The 20,313-nt window shown below is 52.7% G+C and carries 20 protein-coding genes and 1 pseudogene; 3 read left to right on the top strand and 18 right to left on the bottom strand.

Annotation, left to right across the window (positions count from 1 at the left end; genetic code table 11):
* Nucleotides 1-14: 14 nt before the first annotated feature.
* Genes ACI7RC_RS06330 through ACI7RC_RS06310 form a run of 5 tightly spaced genes read right to left on the bottom strand, consistent with a single transcriptional unit; the run spans nucleotide 15 to nucleotide 5,387 of the window.
* On the bottom strand, nucleotides 15-575 hold the full coding sequence (locus tag ACI7RC_RS06330; RefSeq protein WP_408107388.1) for a glycerol-3-phosphate responsive antiterminator: 561 nt from the start codon (nucleotides 573-575) through the stop codon (nucleotides 15-17).
* Between the two features lie 51 nt (nucleotides 576-626).
* Nucleotides 627-1,397 (bottom strand): HAD-IIA family hydrolase, encoded by a 771-nt coding sequence (locus ACI7RC_RS06325; protein ID WP_408107387.1) that lies wholly within the window; start codon nucleotides 1,395-1,397, stop codon nucleotides 627-629.
* A gap of 19 nt (nucleotides 1,398-1,416) precedes the next feature.
* Nucleotides 1,417-3,168 (bottom strand): ABC transporter permease, encoded by a 1,752-nt coding sequence (locus tag ACI7RC_RS06320; protein WP_408107386.1) that lies wholly within the window; start codon nucleotides 3,166-3,168, stop codon nucleotides 1,417-1,419.
* A complete protein-coding gene (locus ACI7RC_RS06315) occupies nucleotides 3,165-4,292 on the bottom strand; it encodes an ABC transporter ATP-binding protein (RefSeq protein WP_408107385.1) in 1,128 nt (375 codons plus the stop codon). Before ACI7RC_RS06315 ends, ACI7RC_RS06320 begins: the two co-directional genes overlap by 4 nt.
* A 15-nt stretch (nucleotides 4,293-4,307) precedes the next feature.
* On the bottom strand, nucleotides 4,308-5,387 hold the full coding sequence (locus tag ACI7RC_RS06310; protein ID WP_408107384.1) for an extracellular solute-binding protein: 1,080 nt from the start codon (nucleotides 5,385-5,387) through the stop codon (nucleotides 4,308-4,310).
* A gap of 277 nt (nucleotides 5,388-5,664) precedes the next feature.
* Here ACI7RC_RS06310 and ACI7RC_RS06305 point away from each other — a divergent pair, with 277 nt between their 5' ends.
* Nucleotides 5,665-5,856, top strand: a complete 192-nt coding sequence (locus ACI7RC_RS06305; RefSeq protein WP_408107383.1) for a hypothetical protein — start codon at nucleotides 5,665-5,667, stop codon at nucleotides 5,854-5,856.
* A gap of 104 nt (nucleotides 5,857-5,960) precedes the next feature.
* Nucleotides 5,961-7,352, top strand: coding sequence for an amino acid permease (locus ACI7RC_RS06300; protein WP_408107382.1), 1,392 nt, complete (start codon nucleotides 5,961-5,963; stop codon nucleotides 7,350-7,352).
* A gap of 38 nt (nucleotides 7,353-7,390) precedes the next feature.
* Here ACI7RC_RS06300 and ACI7RC_RS06295 read toward each other — a convergent pair.
* From ACI7RC_RS06295 to ACI7RC_RS06240, 12 genes and pseudogenes are all read right to left on the bottom strand, one after another.
* Nucleotides 7,391-8,011 (bottom strand): annotated as a pseudogene (locus ACI7RC_RS06295) (dienelactone hydrolase family protein); the annotation flags it as partial.
* A gap of 135 nt (nucleotides 8,012-8,146) precedes the next feature.
* Nucleotides 8,147-8,908 (bottom strand): HpcH/HpaI aldolase family protein, encoded by a 762-nt coding sequence (locus ACI7RC_RS06290; RefSeq protein ID WP_408107381.1) that lies wholly within the window; start codon nucleotides 8,906-8,908, stop codon nucleotides 8,147-8,149.
* Between the two features lie 66 nt (nucleotides 8,909-8,974).
* Entirely contained in the window at nucleotides 8,975-9,919 is a 945-nt protein-coding gene (locus ACI7RC_RS06285; protein WP_408107380.1) for a sugar kinase, read from the bottom strand.
* Between the two features lie 36 nt (nucleotides 9,920-9,955).
* Nucleotides 9,956-10,705, bottom strand: a complete 750-nt coding sequence (kduD, locus tag ACI7RC_RS06280) for a 2-dehydro-3-deoxy-D-gluconate 5-dehydrogenase KduD (RefSeq protein WP_408107458.1) — start codon at nucleotides 10,703-10,705, stop codon at nucleotides 9,956-9,958.
* Between the two features lie 2 nt (nucleotides 10,706-10,707).
* Entirely contained in the window at nucleotides 10,708-11,769 is a 1,062-nt protein-coding gene (locus ACI7RC_RS06275) for a zinc-dependent alcohol dehydrogenase (protein ID WP_486303977.1), read from the bottom strand.
* Between the two features lie 11 nt (nucleotides 11,770-11,780).
* A complete protein-coding gene (locus ACI7RC_RS06270) occupies nucleotides 11,781-12,740 on the bottom strand; it encodes a C-terminal binding protein (protein WP_408107378.1) in 960 nt (319 codons plus the stop codon).
* Entirely contained in the window at nucleotides 12,741-13,466 is a 726-nt protein-coding gene (locus tag ACI7RC_RS06265) for an amino acid ABC transporter ATP-binding protein (RefSeq protein WP_408107377.1), read from the bottom strand.
* A gap of 47 nt (nucleotides 13,467-13,513) precedes the next feature.
* Complete coding sequence (locus ACI7RC_RS06260; RefSeq protein WP_408107376.1) at nucleotides 13,514-14,173, bottom strand: amino acid ABC transporter permease; 660 nt, start codon at nucleotides 14,171-14,173, stop codon at nucleotides 13,514-13,516.
* Between the two features lie 17 nt (nucleotides 14,174-14,190).
* Nucleotides 14,191-14,844 (bottom strand): amino acid ABC transporter permease, encoded by a 654-nt coding sequence (locus tag ACI7RC_RS06255; protein ID WP_408107375.1) that lies wholly within the window; start codon nucleotides 14,842-14,844, stop codon nucleotides 14,191-14,193.
* An 84-nt stretch (nucleotides 14,845-14,928) separates the two neighbouring features.
* Entirely contained in the window at nucleotides 14,929-15,750 is an 822-nt protein-coding gene (locus ACI7RC_RS06250; protein ID WP_408107374.1) for a transporter substrate-binding domain-containing protein, read from the bottom strand.
* Nucleotides 15,751-15,770: 20 nt separating this feature from the next.
* Nucleotides 15,771-16,928 carry a pyridoxal phosphate-dependent aminotransferase gene (locus ACI7RC_RS06245; RefSeq protein ID WP_408107373.1) on the bottom strand — a complete coding sequence of 386 codons (1,158 nt, stop codon included), beginning with the start codon at nucleotides 16,926-16,928 and terminating at the stop codon, nucleotides 15,771-15,773.
* A gap of 361 nt (nucleotides 16,929-17,289) precedes the next feature.
* Nucleotides 17,290-18,321 carry a LacI family DNA-binding transcriptional regulator gene (locus tag ACI7RC_RS06240; protein WP_408107372.1) on the bottom strand — a complete coding sequence of 344 codons (1,032 nt, stop codon included), beginning with the start codon at nucleotides 18,319-18,321 and terminating at the stop codon, nucleotides 17,290-17,292.
* Nucleotides 18,322-18,517: 196 nt separating this feature from the next.
* Here ACI7RC_RS06240 and ACI7RC_RS06235 point away from each other — a divergent pair, with 196 nt between their 5' ends.
* Entirely contained in the window at nucleotides 18,518-19,162 is a 645-nt protein-coding gene (locus ACI7RC_RS06235; RefSeq protein ID WP_408107371.1) for a GntR family transcriptional regulator, read from the top strand.
* Between the two features lie 71 nt (nucleotides 19,163-19,233).
* Here the strand turns inward: ACI7RC_RS06235 and ACI7RC_RS06230 are convergent, their stop codons facing one another.
* Entirely contained in the window at nucleotides 19,234-20,313 is a 1,080-nt protein-coding gene (locus tag ACI7RC_RS06230; RefSeq protein ID WP_408107370.1) for a GerAB/ArcD/ProY family transporter, read from the bottom strand.

Here is a 20,313-nt window from a genome sequence, read left to right as displayed (position 1 = left end):
TGTACAGTTTCACTTTAGTTCATCCACAATTCTTTGCTTCCGACGGAAACAGCCAAAGCTCCCGCTTCCAGTGCTTCGTCAATCTCTTTTTGCGTCCCGATCAGACCGCCGGCGATGATCGGAAGCGGCGTCAGATTGGTAATTTCACCGATGACCCGCGGCATCACGCCCGGCATGATTTCCACCGCGTCCGGAAGCGTCTGCTCAATGACCTTGATGCCCTTGACAACCGCGTTGCGGTCGATCAAGAAAATGCGCTGAATGGCCATCAGGTTCATGTCTTTGGCCACGCGAATCAGGTTGCTGCGAGTGGAGAGAATGCCAGTCGGTTCGATATGCCTGGCTACGTAAGCAACGCCGCTCTTGTCTGCGGCAATTCCCTCTATGAATTCCATATGCAAAAAAACGTGCTTATTTGCCTGTCTGATCCGGGTTACCAGCTCTTTGATGTTGAAAATGGAGCCGGTCAGCAAAAAGATGATATTCACCTTGCTCCCCAGCGCATCGTCCAAATCTTCCTCTGACTGAACAGCGGCAATCGTTTGATGCTCAACCATATCAACGATAGGATACATCAATCTACCTCCGTGACGTTCGTGATGATCCTAATTATACCACCGTTCCGCTTACAAATTGACAATCTCTTTAATGCTGTCCAGCACATAACGAGGCCGGTACGGGCTTGTCTCTGCCATCTCTTTGGTGCTGATCCCGGTCAAGACCAGGACAGAGTTCATTCCCGTGTCATTTCCCATCTTGATATCCGTCTCCAGTCTGTCGCCGACCATATAGCAGTCCTCGTGCTTCAATCCCAGGTGCTGCACGGCGGCTTCGGCGGCAATTGTTGACGGCTTGCCGACGACGAGATCGATCGGCTTGCCGGTCGCTCCCTCCAGAGCGCCAATCAGCGCGCCCGTATCGGGAATCTGCCCGTCTTCCAGCGGACAGGTCCGATCTGGATTGGAGGCGATCACCTTGGCTCCGCGGATGCTGGCCTGGTAGAGATCATTGAGCATGTCATAGGTAAAGCGGCGATCCCAGGAGAGCACGACGTACTCAACGTTCAGCGGATCTTGGCTCATGGCGATCCCGTGTCTGCGCAGCTCTTCGCGGATCGGCTGTTCCCCGATGACCAGCACCCGGTCGCCTGGTTTGCAGACGCTCTGCAGATATCTGGCCACGATCAGGGAGGAGTTGAGCACATCGTCCAATTGAGTAGGTATTCCCATTTTCGTTAGTTTATGGGCATAAGATTCTCGGGTGGCAATCGGTTTATTGGACAAAAACACGACTTTGTCACCCCGCTCCCGCAAACTGCGGATCGCCTCCGCGGCGCCGTCGATCAGCCGGTCGCCCAGGTAGACTGTTCCGTCCAGGTCAAAGATAAAACCCTTCATGATGTCCCTCACTCTCGTATTAGTACAATTGATCCTTCGTCAGTTTCTTGGCTACCGCTTGCAGAATGATGACGATCACGATGATCAGGATGGCCATGGCCGAAGCGGTATAGTATTCGCCCCGCAGCAGGTTTTGGAAGACGGCCAGGCTCATCGGCGCCCAGTCAGTCGGCGCCAGCAAAATGGAGATGCTGGTCTCCTTGATGACGGTGACGAACACCAGGATAGCGCCTGCGGCGATTCCGGGCAGCATCAGCGGACCGATGACCGTCAAGGCCGCGATCAGCGGCGAAGCGCCAAGCGAAACGGCGGCTTCTTCGATGTCTTTGCGGATCGCCATCATCGACCCCATCGTCGAACGAATCATGTACGGCATCCGGCGAATCGTGTAAGCGATGATCAGCAGCAGCGCTGTTCCCGTCAATTGCAGCGGCGCGGTGTTAAACGTCTGGATCATGGCGATCCCAAGCGCGATCCCCGGCACGATCAGCGGGATAGACGAAACGAAGTCAAGGCCGGATGAGCCGCGGCGAACGACAAAGTACGAGACAAAGGTGGCGATCACGACACTCAAGACGAGAGCGCCTGCAGCCAGGATCATGCTGTTGACGATATTCTGGTACGATGTGCTGAAGATCGTCTTGTAGTGTGCAAGCGTGTATCCGTCCGGAAGCGCATGGTGTCCCCAGGTTGTAGCGATGGAGGAGAGGAACACCGAGCCGACTGCCAGCAAGGGAACGAGCACGACCAATCCGGAGTAAATCGTCAGTACAGCGAGTGTTCCCTTGTGGTCGTTCAGCTTTTGCTTGCTCGGCTTTCCGGAGACCGTCCCGTACTCCTTGCCGCGCACCACCAGGCGCTGCATCCAGAAGAAGAACGCTGCCACGAGCAGCATGATCACCGTCAACACGGCCGAGCCTGACCAGTTGAAGAATCCGGCGATTTCCCGATACGCTTCGACGACGATCAGGTTCAGGTCCTTCGGCGCCAGGATAATCGGCGTCCCGAAGTCGGAAAAACTGACGGTAAAGAGGAGCAGCATGCTGGAGACAATCCCCGGCATCGCCAAGGGCAGCGTCACCCGCAAAAAAGTGTACCAGCTTTTCGCCCCCAGATTTTGCGATGCTTCTTCCAGTGTCACATCACTGATCTTGAACGCGGCGACCATCGGCCACAGCGCATAGGGAAAGAAGAAAAAGATCTGCACCAGGGCGATCCCGAACATCGACTGGACATCGAACAACACCCCTTCCCCGCCCATGCTGCGGTAGATGTGATTGACCCACCCGGTTTTGCCGAACATCAGCTGAAATCCGTAAGAAGAGATAAACGTCGGACAGATCAGCGGAATCGTGCAAAGGGCGGCGAACACCCCTTTCAGCGGCATTTTGGTGCGGGCGAAGGCGTAGGCGATCGGCAGCACCATCACGGTCACCAGCAGGGCTACGCCCGTTGACAGCTCCAAGCTGTTGACCAATGCGGCAAAGTAACCCTTGCCTTGAATGATGGCAGCGTAGGCGTCCCACGACATTTCCGAGAGCTTTTTCATCGTCGAGCTGAAGATTTTTTGGCTGACGAAGCTGCCGAAGATGTTGATCGGCTGTCCGGTAAAGCTCACCAGCAGGATCGAAAACAGCGGAACGAGCAGAAAAACGAAAAAGAACAGGTAAATAAGCCATTTTAACAGGGTGAAACCTTCAAAGGCAAAACGCTTCTTCTTGGCCTTTTTCGGCGTCGGGACAGGCTGCTGATTGGTTGCGATCTGGCTCATAGGATCACCACGCGAGACGGATCAATTTCCAATTTTACTTTTGCCCCAGGCGCAAGCAGCGGGTTGCCCCCTTCAAAAGTGGTGTCTACCTCAAATTGCAGATCGCCCACTTTGACGTCATAGCGGACAGCGGGGCCCAGGTAGGTAGACATCGTCACCGTCCCTGCCAATATATTGTCGTTTGTCGTCGGTTGATCTTCCGTGTACAAACGGATGCTTTCAGGCCGAATAATCACTTCTACGTCTTTTTTGCCGGTTGGATAAGCTGAGCGCAAAACCTGCTGCCCATTGATCGCGATGACTGTCTGTCCATCCTTGCTGTCCTTGACGGTACCGGTAAAGATGTTGGACGAGCCGACAAAATCGGCAACGAATTGCGAAGCAGGATTGCTGTACAGTGCAGTTGGCGTGTCAACCTGAACCAGTTTGCCTTTGTTCATGACCGCTACCCGATCGGCCATGCTCATGGCCTCTTCCTGATCGTGGGTGACAAAAATCGTCGTAATTCCTACTTTTTGCTGAATTTGCCGAATCGTGACCCGCATGATATTGCGCAGCTTCTTGTCCAGGTTGGACAGCGGTTCATCCATCAGGAGCACAGCCGGTTCCATGATCAGTGCACGGGCAAGGGCCACGCGCTGCTGCTGGCCGCCGGAAAGCTCCGTCGGCAAGCGGTCAGCCATTTGTCCCAGTTCGACAAAGTCGAGTGAATCCCGCACCTTCTGCTCGATTTCACGGTTCACTTTGCCCAGCCTGCGGTTCAGCAGATTGGCCAGGACCGCCATTTTGGTGCCAAATCCGCCCTGGTAAAAGCGGCGCATGTTCAAGCTGTAGGCGACGTTCTCAAACACGGTCAGGTGCGGAAACAAGGCATAGCTTTGAAACACCATGCCGCAGTTGCGCTGGTTGGCCGGTATTTGGCTGACGTCGCGGTCTCCGATGTAAATCTTGCCTGATGTCGGGGTTTCAAACCCGGCGACGCAGCGCATCGTAGTCGTCTTGCCGCAGCCGGAGGGACCCAAGAGGGCAAAAAATTCGCCCTCTTTGATCTCCAGATTGACATCTTCCAACGCGGTCACACCGTTAAAGACTTTTCCCAGATGTTCGATTTTAACCGATCCCATGATGGAAGATCCCCCTTATTGGAATTTCTGGCGCCATTCGTTGCGGACGCGGTCGTAGTTCTCGACCACCCAATCCACGTCAAGATCCATCGCGTGCGGCAGCACTTTTTCCAGTGTCAGCGGCGTTTTCGATTCTACCCCCGGCATGATCGGAATGTGGTACCAGTTTGCCAGCTGCTGCTGCCCTTCCTGGGAGAGCAGGTAATCGATCATCGCCTTGCCTCCTTCCGGGTTCGGACCGTCTTTGACCAGGGTAGCCGGGTTGACGATGACCGGCGTTTTTTCCGGCACGATAAAGTCTACTTTTTCGCCTTTTCCTTTCATTTCATAGGCCATAAAGTCAAACGCAATCGCTACTTCCGCTTCCCCTTTTGCCACCGCTTTGGTCGGAGCAGAGCCAGAATCCGGTAAAGCGCTTACTTGATCCACCAGTTTTTTGAAGTAATCCCAGCCTTGCTCCTCACCCTTGTCCATCAACAGGCTGAGAACCGTCAACGTAGCCGTTCCGGAAGCGGCCGGGTTCGGCATTTGAATTTTGCCCTTCCACTTCGGATCAAGCAGGTCATCCCACGTTTTCGGGGCTTCTTCCGGCTTCACAAGGTCGGTGTTGTACACAAAGCCAAGCGCGAAGACTTCCACGCCTACCCAGTTCCAATCCTTGTCGCGAACCTTGATGCCGTCTTTTACCTCCGGCCAATCCTTTACTGCTTCCGGTATATAAGGAGTGATGATGTCTTTTGTTTTGGCCGTTTCAAACGGGAGGAAGCCGCCGCCGCCATACCACAAATCCCCCTGCGGGTTGTCTTTTTCGGCGATCAGCCGGTTGACGATAACGTTGGTTCCGCCGTATTGCACGTTTACTTTGGAGCCCGGGAAAGCCTTTTCAAAATTGAGCCCGATTTCTTTCGTAAAGTCCGGTGTTTCAGGGGAGTAGAGGGCGATCGCCCCCAATTTTTTATCTCCACCGCCAGAAGCTTCACCGCCGCTCGCTGCCCCTCCTCCGGACGAACTCTCCGATGACGAACAGCCGGCTGCGACAACAGATGTCAGCATAACGGCAGTCGCTGCGACACTGAACCACTTTTTCATCTTCATGCATAAAACCCCTCTTTCTTGTTTAGTTACGTTGAACGATACGAAAAAAGAAACCCTTCCCCAATATAAACACGCCGCCCCTTGAGGACACTGTGTTTACGGGTAAGGGTTTCTCCATTTCTCCGCCTAACCGTAACGCTTATCATCGTTCAACTTTTACCAAAGTATATCCTATTATTTCTATTAATGTCAATGCAACTATTCTAAAAATATGAATTGGTGGCAAGGTTTCCTTTTTTCTCTACTTATCTTACAGTTTGAAAAGGAGAGGTACATCATGATGACAATCCTTGTACGAAATGCACTGACGGACAAGCTGGCCATACTCAGGCAGCCGGGAGGCCCGGATCTGGCCTTGGTCAGACCTGTTCGGCTTCCCGTCCAGCTGGACGATCGGGAGCTATGGGGATTTCGCCAGCGCGGAAATGAACAAAGCAATGCCGAATTACCAAATGTTTTTCTAGTGTGAACAATTGTTTTCATCAAAAAAACATATTACAATGCAAGTAATTCTTTCTCACTATTAGAAATCTACATGACTATCGATCAGCAGCAAAGAGAAGAGGAAGCAAAGTGGAAAACAAGGAATTGAAGAGAGGCCTCGAAGCTCGTCATATTCAGATGATTGCATTGGGCGGCACAATCGGTGTCGGTTTATTTATGGGTTCCGTAAGCACGATCAAATGGACGGGTCCGTCGGTCATGCTGGCGTATGCGATTGCAGGAATTTTCGTCTTTTTCATCATGCGCGCTATGGGGGAAATGCTGTACGTCGAACCAAGTGCAGGTTCATTTGCGACCTTTGGCCATAAGTACATTCACCCCCTGGCCGGTTATCTGACGGCCTGGAGCAACTGGTTCCAGTGGGTGATCGTCGGGATGTCGGAAATCATCGCTGTCGGGACGTATATGAAGTACTGGTTCCCCGATTTGCCCGCTTGGATACCAGGCATGATCGCAATGGTGATTCTCGGTGCGGCGAACTTGTTTTCAGTTAAATCGTTTGGTGAATTTGAGTTTTGGTTTGCGATGGTCAAAATCGTCACAATTGTATTGATGATAATCGCTGGGTTTGGTCTGATCTTCTTTGGAATCGGCAACGGCGGAAACGCGATTGGATTAGCCAACCTTTGGGAACACGGGGGCTTCTTTGCCGGCGGCTGGTCGGGCTTTTTCTTTGCGCTATCGCTTGTGATCGGGGCGTATCAAGGCGTTGAACTGATCGGGATTACGGCAGGCGAAGCAAAAGACCCGCGGAAAACGTTAACCAGTGCCATTCAAAGCATTATCTGGCGTATTTTGATCTTCTATATTGGCGCGATTTTTGTCATTGTTACGGTGTATCCCTGGGATCAATTAGACGCCATCGGCAGCCCGTTCGTGGCAACGTTTGCGAAAATTGGCATCACAGCAGCTGCCGGGCTGATTAACTTTGTCGTCATCACTGCGGCAATGTCAGGCTGCAACAGCGGTATATACAGTGCAGGGCGGATGCTTTATACATTAGGAATAAATGGGCAGGCCCCCAAAGTATTTACGAAGCTGTCTCATCGTGGCGTGCCTCTGCTGGGAACGATTGGCGTGCTTGTCGGTTTAGGCATTGGCGTCATCTTAAGCTTTATCGCACCGGAGAATCTGTTTGTATACGTGTACAGTGCGAGTGTGCTTCCCGGTATGGTCCCCTGGTTTGTCATTCTGATCAGTCAAATCCGATTCAGAAAAGCAAAAGGAGCTGAAATGGAGCATCATCCATTCAAAATGCCTCTGGCTCCGGTGACAAACTACGCAACCATTGCCTTTTTGCTTTTAGTATTGGTTGGCATGTGGTTTAATGACGATACTCGCGTCTCCCTTATTGTGGGAATCGTATTTCTGGGGATCGTTGTGCTTAGTTTTTACGCTTTTGGAATTGGCAAGTCTGTTCTGTCCGGTACGCGAACAGATGAGGAAAACACGAATAACTAGTTGACATTTGCGCCTACATGATTTCGGTTCATATAAAACTACATGTTGTAGGTAAAGGAGCAGCGGTATGACAAAATGGCAGCGGATGCCAGAAGCTGAGATCGAAGAAAAGCCATCGCCAACTGACACGCTTCTTTGGCTGACTGTTCGTCGTATTTTGGAGAATACGGGTCGCTAAATCCGTGGTTCCCGCTCAACTTGTGCGCCTCGACATTGTCCTTGTCACTGACAACTGCCATGACCTCGTCCACATGAAACGATTTTTCATTTTGCGGAAAGAACAGCAGCACAGGGCAGCGGGGATTGATTTCCAAATAGACCCTAATGCGCGACCCATAATACCCGATGATCCCGTCAAGCAGCCGCTCTTCACTACACATCCAGGCAAACGTCGCGCCAACGCTGTATCCGAGGACAAATATTTTTTCATACTGATTCTTCATGTCTTCTATCAATTGTTTTACCTTGAGACAGGCCTTGGGGAAACCTATCTCTTCCGAAAAATATCGATAGGCCTCTTCCTCTTGAGCGTATTCAAAATGCGACTCTCGCTCCAGCAAATCGGGACAGAGGACGTCAAAACCATGTTCGGAAAGGGTTTGGCAAACCTTCAGCATATGCGGATTGAGTCCGTAAATTTCATGAACGACGATGATTGCAGCGGCAGCGTTTTTCTTTTATTGAATCATCTCTAACACCCCTTGTCCGATTATAGCGGAAGGACTGCATCACATCCAAATCAAAAGCTCCCCCTGCCGGCATCGGCAACGAGGGAGCTTGTCTTATCTCGTGTGCTATTTTTTCAGGCTGTCCACCAGAGACCGCCCGGCTGATTGCAGCAGACTTACATCCATGCCAACGGTAAAGTATTGGACACCTTGGGCCGCCCATTCCTTCGCCTGTTCGGTGTTGGAGGCATGAATCCCGACGGCAATGCCTTTTTTGCGGATGGTTTCCGTCATCGATTGGATGGTCGCTTTTACCTTGGGATGTTCCACCTGCCCGGGGTACCCTAAAGCCTGCGATAGATCCATCGGCCCGATATAGACGACATCGATGCCGGGAACCTCCAGGATCGATTCCAAATTGGCCAAGCCGGCTTCCGATTCGATCTGAATAATCATCGCGGTCTCTTGCTGCGCTTCTGCAAGATGCTGCTCCAACGGAGTCATTCCCCAACGGTTGGCCCGTACCGGTCCGCCCAGTCCTCTCGTCCCTGCCGGCGCGTACCTGGCTCCTGCCAACAGTTTTTCGCACTGTTCGGCTGTCTCGATCCTCGGCAGTATAAAGGAAGAAACCCCAAGATCCATCATCCGGTACAGATCGGCCGGATTTTGGGTTGCCGTTCTGACAACGAGCGGGAGGTTCTGTACAGTCCCGGCCAGCACCATGTAATCCAGCATCTGCAGATCGATTGCGCTGTGCTCCATATCGACGTGCAGAAAGTCGAAGCCGACGCTCCCCAAAGCCTCCACGACGATGGGCGAGGTCATTCGCAGCCAAGTTCCATAGACGCAATCTCCCGCCTTCAGCTTGTTCTTGAATGAGTTTTGCACCAAATTCGCTCTCCCCCTTTGCTGACGGGCCGCTTGAATCGCCGCCACATACTGCTTCGCCCAACCCTATCGGAATACCTCTTTTTTCCCGCTATCGGGGGCAATCTGCTCCCAGGATGGATACCCTTCCACGTCACCTGCCACCGTTAACGCGTATGCGCCCACCCGATTCCCCAGTGCAACGGCTTCCCGGTAGGACCAGCCGCGGATCAGGCCGGACAAAAAACCGGCGGCAAAGCCGTCTCCCGCGCCGATCGGATCCACGATCTGCCGCACAGGATACCCGGCTACGTACTCCGCCTGCTCACCGGCAGCGTAATAGGCCCCTTTTTCGCCCAGCTTCAGTACGACGACTTTGGCGCCGCCCTGCAGAAGCCGCCCGGCGATTTTTTCCGGCTCCGCTTCCTCAGTCATGATCTCTCCCTCTTCGATGCCCGGCATCACGATATCACAGCGGCTGGCAAGATCCATCAATACTTTGCTTGCCTCTTCCCTGGACCAGAGCTTCAGCCGGATATTGGGATCGAAAACCACAGTGAGCCCGTGGCTTCGCGCGATCTCAATCGCCCGGTAAAGCGTGTCCCGGCAGGTGGGGCTGAGCGCTGCCGTGATTCCCGTCAGATGAAGGAACCTGGCCTTGGCGATATACGCTTCGTCCAGATCAGCCGGAGTCATCCAGCTTGCCGCCGACCCTCTGCGGTAATAATAGACCTTGGGTTCTCCACCCGCTTGCCGCTCCTTGAAAAAAACCGCCGTGGGATACGTGCCATCGAACACCACCCGGGAAGTGTCCACACCCTCGCCGCGGATGTAATTGCGAACGTACAAGCCGAATTCATCATCGCCCAGCCGGCTGATCCAGCCAACCTGATGGCCCAGCCGCGACAGGGCGATCGCTACATTTGATTCCGCTCCGCCGATGGTTTTTTCAAAGGTACTGATATAGCGAAGCGGACCTGTCGACCCTGGAGTAAAGAGCACCATCGTTTCTCCGATTGTTACCACGTCCAATTTTGGCCCACCTCCCTCAACATGTGCTGGAATAATCTATCTGCCCAGCCATCCTCCATCTACCGTGAGTACATGGCCATGCACGTAGTCGGAGGCCCGTGAAGCGAGAAAGACGACGCTACCCTTGAGATCGTCCGGATTGCCCCAGCGCCCTGCCGGAATTCTCTCCAGAATCTGCCGGTTTCGCGATTCATTCTGCCTGAGCGCTTCATTCATCTCCGTATCCATATACCCTGGTGCAATGGCATTTACATTGATCCCAAGGGCGGCCCATTCGTTTGCCAGCGCCTTGGTCAACTGGACGGCGCCTCCTTTTGCCGCGGCATAGGCGGGGACTGTCATCCCGCCCTGAAACGACAACACGGAAGCGATGTTGATGATCTTCCCCCGCCCCTGGGCGATCATCCGGCGGCCGGCCTGCTGACACAGCAAAAAGACGGTTTTCAGGTTGACATCGAGCACATCGTCCCAGTCCTCCTCCGGGAATTGCACAGCAGGGGAGCGGCGTTGAATCCCCCCATTGTTCACCAGGATATCCACCCGCCCGAACGCGTCATCTACCTGGTCCATCACATGCCTCACCTGATTCATGTCGGCAAGATCGCACAAGATCACTTCACAGCGGCGCCCAAGCTCTTCAATCATCTGCTTTGTGGTTGAAGCGGAAGCGCTTCTCGCGAGCAGGGCAATATCTGCGCCCGCCTCCGCCAAAGCCAGCGCCATCGCCTGGCCAAGCCCTCTCGTCGCTCCCGTGACGACGGCCACCTGTCCATGAAGATCGAACATGCTCAACGCCTATCAGCTCCTGTCAGATTGCTTGTTTCCTCAGTCCCGACTTGGATCAGGACCTTGACCGCATCCCCCCCGGACAGCAAGAGGTCAAAGCCTTTCTGTACGGCTTCCATCGGCAGGACATGGGTAATCAGCTTGTCAAAGTCAAACGGCTTGCCGAGAAGCTGCGCGGCAATCTCAAAATCTTTCGGCGTATACACCCGGACGCCTTTTAGCGTGATCTCCTTGAACATGGCCTGCAGCAGATCAATCGGCGCAGGCTTTTTGTATGCCGCGACAACTACGGCAGTCCCCCGTACCTTCGTCACCTGGGTCAGGATTTCCGAGACGGAAGGGTGGCCGGCGCAATCAAAGGTAAAATCGGACCCGTTTCCTGCTGTCTTCGCTAGAAGCTGCTCCGCGATTCCGCCCGCTTCCGGATCTATCGTCTCAAATCCCAATTCTGCCGCCATTTCCAGCCGAAAGCGGTTCGTTTCGGCCACGATCACCCGGCCAGCGCCCAGCAGCTTCAGGGACACGGCTACACACATGCCGATCGGCCCGGCTCCGATGACCAATGCCGTATCGCCGGGGGTGAACCCTGCTTGTCGGACCGCATGGACGCCTACCGCCAGCGGCTCAATCAAAGCGCCCAATTTCAGCGATACGCCCTCAGGCAGTGCGTGGATCGTCTCGACCGGCGCGATCACATACTCCGCCATGGCCCCGTCGCGATCGATTCCCACCAGCTTCAAATCCTTGCAGACATGACTCATTCCCGTCTGGCAAGGCACACATTCTCCGCAGAATAAAAGCGGCCGTATCGTAACCGGCGTTCCTGCCGCCAGTTCGGGATGACCTTCTATCAGCGTTCCGGAAAGCTCATGCCCGATGACCAGCGGCCCCTTTGCTCGCGGATGGGCTCCGACGTAGATGTTGAGATCGGTTCCACAGATACCGGCATAACTCACCTTGACCAGCGCCCACCCTTCAGGAGGAGTCGGCCTTTCTGTCTGTTCTACTTGTATTTGCCTCGCATCGTGATAGACCACACTGCTCATTTTATTCAAAAGACTCACACTCATTCCTCCTACAACTGATTCACCGGGTAGCGCGGTTCTTGTCCCGACAAGACGCGAATCGCTTCCTCGGCCGCCTTGCGCTTCAATTCATCGAAGGCTTGTTCCGAATACCAGGCGACATGCGGCGTCAAGATACATGACTCATGCTTTACCAGAGGGTTATCCGGCGCCGGGGGCTCCAACTCCATCACATCAAGCGCCGCTCCGGCGATCCACCCTTCCGTGAGCGCCCGATCCAGGGCACCCTCATGAACAATCGATCCGCGTGCCGTGTTAATGAGGTAGGCGGAGGGCTTCATCGCCCGCAATTGACTCTCGGCAAACAGGTATTTCGTCGCTTCCGTCAAAGGACAGTGGATCGAGACGAAATCGGAGCGCTCCAGCAGCGCTGCAAAACTAACCCGCTCGACAAAAGGCTGCGGGTCCGGCAGATCCTCCCGGTGATCGCAGCCGATCACCTTAAAACCCGCCCCGTGGGCCTTCTCGGCAAAAGCTCTCCCGATCCGCCCCAGTCCGACCACTCCGACAGTCTGGCCCCTGAGCCGCAAGATGGGACGTGAGATACTGAACTCCCATTCGCCCCGGCGTACCGCATTGCCGAGCAGCAGCGTCTTTCTCGCCAGCGTATACAGCAGCGCCAGTGCGTGATCAGACACTTCATCGACGCCGTAATCGGGCACGTTGCAAATCTGAATCCCATAATCAGTCGCCGCCTGAATATCTACGTTGTTTACACCGACGCCATAGCGGACGATGACTTTGCAGCGCGGCAGTTGGCTCAACACGTTTCGCGTCAAGGGCGCGTATTGGTTCAACAGGCCGTCGGCATCCCAGCACTCGCGAATCACGTCCGCTTCTGTTTTGCATTGATGCAGAACCATCTGCCCCGAAGCACCGTCGATGACATGCCGTTCAATTTCAACCGACGGATGGTCGCAATCGGTGATTCCTATTGTAAAGTTGTTCATTTAGATCACCTTTCGCAGGAAGGATTGCGTCCGCTCGTTTTTGGGAGCCTGGAATATCTCCTCCGGATTCCCTTCCTCGATAATGTAGCCCTGGTCCATGAAGATCACCCGGTCGGCAACCTCGCGGGCAAAGCCCATTTCATGCGTGACCACCACCATCGTCATCCCTTCCCGGGCCAAATCCTTCATGACGTTCAATACTTCCCCGACCAGTTCAGGGTCGAGTGCCGAAGTCGGCTCGTCGAACAGCATGATCTTGGGATCCATCGCCAAGGCCCGGGCGATCGCCACGCGCTGCATTTGCCCCCCTGAAAGATTGCCCGGATAGGCATTCGCCTTCTCTTTCAAACCGACCTTGTCCAGCAGCTCGAGAGCCCTTGTCCGTGCCGCTTCCTTCGGCACGTTTTTCACGATCACCGGCGCCAGCATGACATTCTCGATCGCTGTCTTGTGCGGGAACAGGTTGAACTGCTGAAACACCATGCCTACTTCCGTCCGCACCTTGTTGATGTCCGTCTTCCCGTGGGTGAGATCGTAATCCCCGATCAGCACCTGGCCGCTGGTGATCTCCTCCAGCAGGTTGAGGCAGCGGAGGAACGTGCTCTTCCCGGACCCCGAGGGACCGATGACGCAAACGACCTCGCCCTCCCGGATCTGACAGTCGATTCCTTTTAAGACCTCCAGCTTGCCATAGCTTTTATGCAAATTTTTCACTTGAATATTCATGCGGATTCTTCCCTCCCTTTCCATGCCTTCGCGGCTGAGCGCAGAGCCTACACATTCGTCTGCAAAAATCTTCTTTCAAAGTAGTACGCTGCCTTCGACAATCCGAAACAGATGACAAAATAGACAGCTGCCACGACCAGGAATGAAGCGATCGGGTTAAAAGTGAGATTGCTGACGACTTTTCCCGCCTTCGTCAGATCGATGTATCCAATGATGGAAACCAGGGACGAATCCTTGATCAGCGCGATAAAAAATCCAATGCCAGGCGGAATGATGTATTTGAGCGCCTGCGGAACGATCACGTGCCGGAACTTTTGGAAGTAGCTCATCCCCAATGCTTCGGCAGCTTCAAATTGTCCTTTGGGAACGGATTGGATGCCGCCTCTGACGATCTCGCCCATGTATGCGCCGGCATAGACGGAGAGGGCCAGGACAGCGGAAAACCCTTTGGAAAAATTGATCCCGATGTTGAGCATGGGGAGTGCGAAGTAAACCAGGAAGATGATGACGAGCAGCGGAACACCTCTGACCAGCCTGATATACAATCCGGAGAGGACGTTTGCCAGCTTGTTTTTGGATGTCGCTGCCAAGCCGAGAATGACCCCGATGATCCCGCCAAAGAGCAAGGAAAAGAAACAAAGTTGAATCGTCAGCCATGCACCCTTCAGGATCGGGATGATATGAATCCAACTGAAATCTTGTGTCACCTGTTATCCCCTCCCCTTTACCATTTGAACACTTTCTTAGCCAGCGTATTTGACAGATAGATAAAAATCGATGAACAGCCGTAGTAGAGCACGGCGGCGATCAGCGTAATTTCCAGCGTCCGCGATGTTTGCGTCTCTACATTCATCACCTGGTACGTCAATTCCTCAAGCGAAATAATCGAAGCGACGGAAGAGAACAGGAACAACAGAATAAGTTGATTGGTCAAAGCCGGAAAGGCAGTGCGAAATGCGGGGGCCAGTATGACGTGCCGAAAAATTTGCGCTTTATTCATGCCGAGCGCGCTTCCCGCTTCGTTAAGCCCTTTGGGTACACTGCTTAAACCGGCCCGGAATATTTCGGCTGTGTAAGCGCCGTTGTTGATGGTGATCCCGATCAAAGCGGACCAGAGCGGACTGATGTCGATGCCAAGCTGTCCCAGACCGAAAAAGAGGATGTACAACTGGACGATCAGCGGAGTATTGCGAATCAGTTCGATGTAAGCATTTCCAAGAAAACGCAAAATGACGTTCTTGCTCGATTTGCACAGTGCGACAAACAGACCCAGCACCGTCCCCGCCACCATGCAGATGACAGTGACGTACAAACTTACAGCCAAACCGCTCAGCAACTGGGGGATGTACGGAATAATATCGTGGAAAACCAAATTCACGAACCAATCACCTCATTTTCAGGGTGATCAGAACGGGGGAAGGAGATTTCCCCGCGTTCCGATTGATATTGCGCAGCTTGAGGATTAATAGGTCAACAGTTTCGGAGCTTCTACGCCAAACCGCTTCTTGTACAGCTCGGCACCATCTCCGGAGTAATTCAGGTTGCGGATAAACTGGTTCAGGTAGTTCAGCCATTCCTGGTCGCCCTTTTTCACACCCATCGCAATGTAGGAAGACTTGAATGGTTGGCCCGGCAGCGATTCGAATTCCGAATTCTTCTTCAAGAGGTCGAGGATAATGCCATCTTCTTCAACGAACACGTCTACTTTTCCGGTTTTCAAGGCCATAAAGGCATCTGCGGTTGCGTCGAAACGGACGAGTTGGGCCTCAGGGTAGTACTTGGTCAGTGCGATGTCCCCTGTCGAACCCTTGGAGACAGATACTTTCTTGCCTTTCAAATCGTCCCAGCTCTTGATCGGCTTGTCCTTGGGATACATCGGGACCAGACCCGCAGCGGAATACGGGATCGTAAAGTTGATCGATTTCGCCCGTTCATTGGTTGGAGTAAAGACCGAGATGGCTACGTCGACCTTGTCCGATTCAAGCAGCGGAATCCGGTTTACGCCGTCCGTAGTCACGAATTCGACCTCTGCTCCCAGAGATTCGGCAAGCAAACGGGCGATATCAGGGTCGTATCCTTCATACTCGCCATTTGCATTCAAAACACTCCAACCCGGACTGTCGGCATAGGTGGCCACCCTGATCTTTTTCGATTTGATGATCTTGTCCAGATGGCTTTCCGCGTTTTGCGAAGGTGTGGTGCTCGCATCAGAACTGCACCCGGAGATCAGCAGGATCATCGACATGACGAGAACGGCAATGACGCTTTTGTTTTTCAGAAACATTTTGAGACTCCCCCTCGTTTTCATTTTCTTTTATGATTTCTTGCAAAATCACAGATCCGCCTGACGCCTTCAAATAATTTCGAATCTTCCGTAGCCAGCGAGATGCGGATCATCTGTTTCGTGGTCGACCCGAATGTCGCTCCCGGCGCCACCGCCACCCCTGATTCCTTCAGCAGAGCAAGGGCGGGATTTTCCCCATTCGTCTCAACATCCGAGAAGTCGATCATCATGTAAAAGGCGCCCTTGGGCTTGTACGCCTTGATGCCGGCTTCTTCCAACAGCTTGTAGGCGTGGTCGCGGCGGGCTTTGTAGACGCCGCACATTTCACTCACGAAGTCCTGCGGGGAAGAGATTGCTGTCTCGGCCGCCTTCTGGGAGACAGAGGATGCGCAGGAGATCAGCGGCTCCAGTACTTTCGAAATAATCGCAGCAATCTCCTGGGGAGCAACCGCATAGCCTACCCTCCAGCCTGTCATCGCGTAATTCTTGGAGAAGCCGAAGACGCTGATCACTCGCCCCTCCGTATCGTACGAAAGCGGACAGATGTGCTTCTCTTCAAAGACGATGCCGTCGTAGACTTCGTCAGAAATGACGTACAGGTCATGCTTGGAAGCGAAAGCGAGAAGCTCTTTGATGTTTTCTTCGCGCAGCACGCCGCCAGTCGGATTGCCGGGAGAATTGATGATGATTGCCTTGGTCTTCGGAGTGACCACACGCTCCAGATCCGCCATATCCGGTATGAATCCGGCATCCGGGCTGAGCTTGTAACGCTTCGGAATCGATTCCTGGCTGAGGATGATTTGCTCGTAGTTGGGCCACCCCGGGTCGGGTATCAGGACCTCCTCTCCGGACTCGACAAGTGACAGCACCGTTGCTGCCAGCGCATTGACCGCTCCGGCCGTCACAACGATCTGGTCTGCTTTGACGCGAAGAGCGTATTGCCGCTCCAGGTGTCCGCTGATCGCCTCGCGCAGCGAGAGCAGCCCCGCATTGGGCGTGTAGTGGGTAAATCCGTCATTCATGGCGAAAAATGCTGCCTCGCGAATGTGAAGCGGGGTGTTTACATTGGGTTCCCCTACCTCCAGGTGGATTACATCCGGCATGTTGGCCGAGTAATCCATGATTTCCCGTATCCCTGAGCGAGGCAGGGCGCTTCTGGTTTCTGATAACGCTTTCATGATTGCTCCTCCTTGAAGGATGGATATGAGATGCAAGTCTGACTTGTTACGCCGGCCTTCCCTGCTGAGATTCAGCCCTCTTGCTGGTGATTCTCGTAAAAGGTCTTGAAAATATATTGATATATAAGATAAAATATCTAATATATCAGTTGCAAGACAAAAAGACACCCTCAGCAAAATGGATGATCTCCCGGTTAGGGAACGCCCGTTTGCCGCGCAATTCATTGGGAAAACGATTTAGGAAATCGATTTAGCTGTATTATAAATAATGCTGCCGACATATATCAAGAGTTTTTTTAATTCGCCGTCTATTTTTTCTTTATGGCATTTTCTGAATTATCAGCAGCTGTATGCCTCATGATCAAATATCTTGGCGGCCGGTTGATTCTCTTGGAATCAACTGCATCATCAACTCGACTGTCCGCGGCAAATACTCCTGTTCCTTTTGAATCCGGGCAATGATCATTTCTGCAGCCTGCCGGCCTATCTCATAGGTTGGCTGGGCGATCACGGTCAGCGTTGGGCGAGCGATCGAGGCCCACTCCGGATCGTCGAAGCCGACCAGCAGCAAATCCTTCGGCACTTGGCAATGCAGCTGGTGAACCGCTTTGAGTGCCATCAGGGAAAGCTTTCCGTTCCCCAGGATCAACCCGGTCATCTCTTGGGAGGATCTGTTCTCCACCAGTTCCTTCACATGTGCCGTAATCCGTTCTTGGGAATAGGACTCTACGATGGTTAGCGAGGTTTTGGGCGGACGGTTTTGCTTCGCAAACTGTTCGAAGGCAAAAATCCGTTCGTATCTCGGGCTGATCCCGTCCGGAGTAGCGATCATCAGGTGTATTCCTTGACAGCCGCGTTCCAGCAGATGCTCGATGGCCAGCATGATTCCCTGGGTATTGTTGGTCGTAACCGTGTCAAACGGCATTCCCGGCAGCTTGCGGTCGATCAGCAGGACAGGGACGGATTTTCCGATCCGCATTAGCAGATCGTTGTTTTTTCCGGTGGAATTGATAATCAACCCGTCGATTTGCTTCGTTTCCAGCATGGTCAGGCAATCGCGTTCTTTCTCCGGATTCTCGTTTGCATTGCTGATGATGATACTGTAGCCAAGCTGGGTGCACACCTCCTCCACTCCCTGGATGACGGAGACCGTGTACGGATTGCCGATGTCGGCCACGACAAACCCGATCGTATTGCTTCGTTCGTTGCGAAGCCCGCGAGCCATTTGATTGGGCTTGTAGTCAAGCTGTTCGACAGACTGCTGAATGCGCATTTTCGTTTCCCGGCTCATCGCCTCAAAGCGTCCGTTCAGGAAACGGGAGATCGTCGTGGTCGATACACCCGCGTGTTCGGCTACATCTTTGATTGTGATCTTTGCGAGTCGCTTTTTCATGTGTGCCTCCTTAGTTAATCGTTATCGTATAACGATTAACTTTTGTAAAACTATCATATTCTTCCTTTTTTCCAGAATCAACTTCTTTTTCACGCAAATCAAAACACTCACATGTTTATCGTTTACTTTACTGTGTAATTCAGGTAATATTACCACGAATAAAAACTGCTCGGCCGAAGCACTAGAGGTGAACTGGATGATTGACAAATCGAACCTGACTGATCGAGTCTACCTGCTCATCAGAGACAAAATCTTGAATAAAGAATTGAAACCCGGCGAGCGAATCAACTATGACTTGCTCTGCGAAGAATTGGGCATCAGCAAAACACCTCTGCGGGACGCGATAAACCGCCTGCAGCAGGATGGACTGATCGAGGTTAAGCCCCGTTCCGGGACCTTCGTCTACCAACCGCATGCCAAAAACATTACGGATATCTACGACGTCCGCAAAGCCCTAGAATGTCTCTCCCTCAGCTTGGGGCTGGAGCGAATCCCGGAAGAGATCGTCAGCCAGCTTCTTGAAGACGCCAACCAGGCAACCCTGTATCTGCAGCAGAACAACTACAAGGGGTATTTCTCCATCGACAGGAACATCCATTCTACCATCATCAGATACTCCAACAACGATTACGTCATCAAGATCATGGAAAGCCTGGAATACCAGCTCCAATGGTTTTCTGTCCTGACCACCAAAAATTTTGACCGTCCCTATCACTCCAACGAGCAGCATAAAGAGATCTTGAAGGCGATTCAAAGAAAGGACCGCGAGAAGGCCATCGATCTTCTGGCGGCCCATATCGAAGAGGCAAAGATCATGATGCTGGAGGACTACGGCGCGTAACATATGCAATGAAGGGGCTGTCCCCAGCGGTGAAAACCGCTCATGGGACACCCCCTGGGGAGCGCCTTCTCCTATTCGATCCCCTCCCTCCCCCGTTGAAACTGCAAAAGGAAGATCAGGATCAACGGCAGCCCAAAGACGAGTCCTGTTTGAATCCTGGTTACATACTCCAGCCATTCCCAGACTTCGTTCAGCACCCTGGGAATAAAGGTGAACCCGTATGTGATCAGGATGATGAAAAAAGTGAGCAGGCTGGTGTCGGCCCTTTTCCAGATTCGCTGCGAGGTCTCTTTTGCCGCCCAAATGTACATGGTCGACGTAATCAAGGAGCTGAACAGAAAGAATCCGTAAAGCAAGTTCTCAACCCGTTCCACAAAGGGGAATTTGATATACGCCAGCAGTTCGATGACGGGAAAGGTCAATATTTTCAACTGTCCCAGACTAAAAAAACCAAATGAAACGACGCTGACAGCCAGGTAGGTCACGATTAACAGGATGCTGCCGACAAAAGTCGCCTTCATCAGTTTTGTATTTTTATCGGCAAACGGAAACAGCAGTAGACAAAGCTCATATCCCAGAAATGCAGAGAAAATATCAAGACCGCCCCTCCATTGATCGTGTCCTCCCTTAAAGACAAAGGGCGTCAACCTCCCCCATTCAAAATCCGAAAAAAAGTAAAACAGCAAAAGCAGCATCCAGATATACAGCCAGAAAAATACAGTCGCCGATTTGGATATGCTATTGATCCCTTTTGTGACCAGCAAAAAGGCGAGGAACAGCAGCGCCAGTAAAAAAAGCATCGGATCTATCGTAGGAAAGGCCACCATCTGAAAAATGAGCACGTATTCTTTTGCGATGATGCTTCCGAGAATCCCCCAGAGCATGCTTACTACAAAGTAAAGAGGATAGAGGATAAACTTCGGGACTGATTGCTCCAGGATGGCAAATACAGACCTCCCTTTAGCGAGGCGAAATACAATCGATATCAGGCAAATATTTACCGAAACGGCCAAAAAACAGACGATCAAAAACAACCATCCATTTGTACCAAAGTACCGGGCTTCAAGGTTGGGAAGGGATAAGACCACTACTCCCGATTGAATCATAAATATCAACACGGCAGCATGGAACTGGCTTAGTTTTTCCGTCAT

Origin of the sequence: Brevibacillus sp. B_LB10_24 (genome assembly GCF_046036945.1) — a bacterium.
GTDB lineage: Bacteria > Bacillota > Bacilli > Brevibacillales > Brevibacillaceae > Brevibacillus_C.
The sequence above is the reverse complement of the archived record's forward strand: the minus strand, read 5'-3'. Positions and strand labels throughout refer to the sequence as shown.